Below are 1,112 nucleotides of genomic sequence, written 5' to 3' on the forward strand. Positions count from 1 at the left end.
ACTGGCGACAGTGGCTCGAATAGATTAGCTCAGTGCGGACTTATTCCATCTCGAACTCGCCATCAAGTTCGATCACTCTTAGTATCTCAAGTTTCTCCCTGGGAAGGCTTTTCCCGGGGAACCGAATGACGGCGCCGGTCTCTAGATCGAATTCCCAACCATGGGAATCGCAAACTAGCGTCTTTCCGCAGCAGCTGCGTCCAACGTCATTGAGATTGGCCGCTAGATGGGGACATGATGCGTCAAAGGCGCGGTAGTCGCCATTCTTGGCCACGACTATGACATATTCAAGGTCATCACCCTCGGCAGTTCCACATACCATGGTGCCGGGCTCGCGTTCAAGTAGTCGAATTCGATCATTCTCGGATCTGAACTGAATGACTTGCCCCACTATGACCACGCCTTTCGGCGCTCTCAGGTCAAGAACCCTCGGAGCTCTCGCTGGCGCTTATTCGCCATGGATCGGAGCTGCTTGACGGCAGCCCAGTCTGAGGCGCCTCCAGCCGCAGCTGTTAGTAGCGAAGAGGTTGTCCCGACCTTGGAAGCTGCTATGAGAGTGTGCTGTTCCAGGTCCTCAACTTCCGTCTCGCAAAATCCGCCAAACGCGAGCCGAACCTCCTGAGGCCAATCAGCGGGAAGCTGCCCGTACTCGCTTAGGAGAGCCTGTCGCGTATCTTCACGCGCCCGCTTCAGCCGTTCATAGTCGAGATGCTGCGTGCCCGAGAATCCTCCTGGCCACGCAGCCTCCATGGATGGGCGAATTACATCGAGGTAGGCGCCTTGTGACATGTTAGCCGCATATCGCATAGCGGCCGTCGTGCCGCGAAGACTGATACGAGCGTCCTCGATTAGGGCAGCAACCCTTTCAGGAGAAGCCCGAAATGGACCTGCAGCCGCCATTAGAAAGTGACGGCAAAAGATGGTTGAGAAGGAAAAGAGATGGTGGCCTACTCGCCATCGATACCTTGGGCCTTTCATAGCAGTAGGAGAGTCGAGCCTCTCGTAATTATTCGAAATGACGTCGGCGCCGCAGTATCTGAGCATTATCTCAGAGGTGTCGATGAGTGCCGCGAACTCATCAACGTCCACTATCGTGTCTGCGAGGTCATCTA

The 1,112-nt window shown here is 55.4% G+C and carries 2 protein-coding genes; both read right to left on the reverse strand.

The window, feature by feature from the left end; genetic code table 11:
- Positions 1-40: 40 nt before the first annotated feature.
- Positions 41-322 (reverse strand): Rieske (2Fe-2S) protein, encoded by a 282-nt coding sequence (locus ABTY04_RS41040; protein ID WP_352218529.1) that lies wholly within the window; start codon positions 320-322, stop codon positions 41-43.
- A 92-nt stretch (positions 323-414) separates the two neighbouring features.
- The coding region (locus tag ABTY04_RS41045) for a 3-methyl-L-tyrosine peroxygenase-related protein (protein WP_352218528.1) at positions 415-1,112 on the reverse strand (698 nt) is incomplete at its 5' end.

It is taken from the genome of Streptomyces sp. NPDC097981, assembly GCF_040302565.1.
GTDB lineage: Bacteria > Actinomycetota > Actinomycetes > Streptomycetales > Streptomycetaceae > Streptomyces.

Excerpts from the sequence above, each read along its gene's own strand:
- ABTY04_RS41040 (WP_352218529.1), bottom strand. The coding sequence starts at position 322 with ATGGTATGTGGAACTGCCGAGGGTGATGACCTTGAATATGTCATAGTC.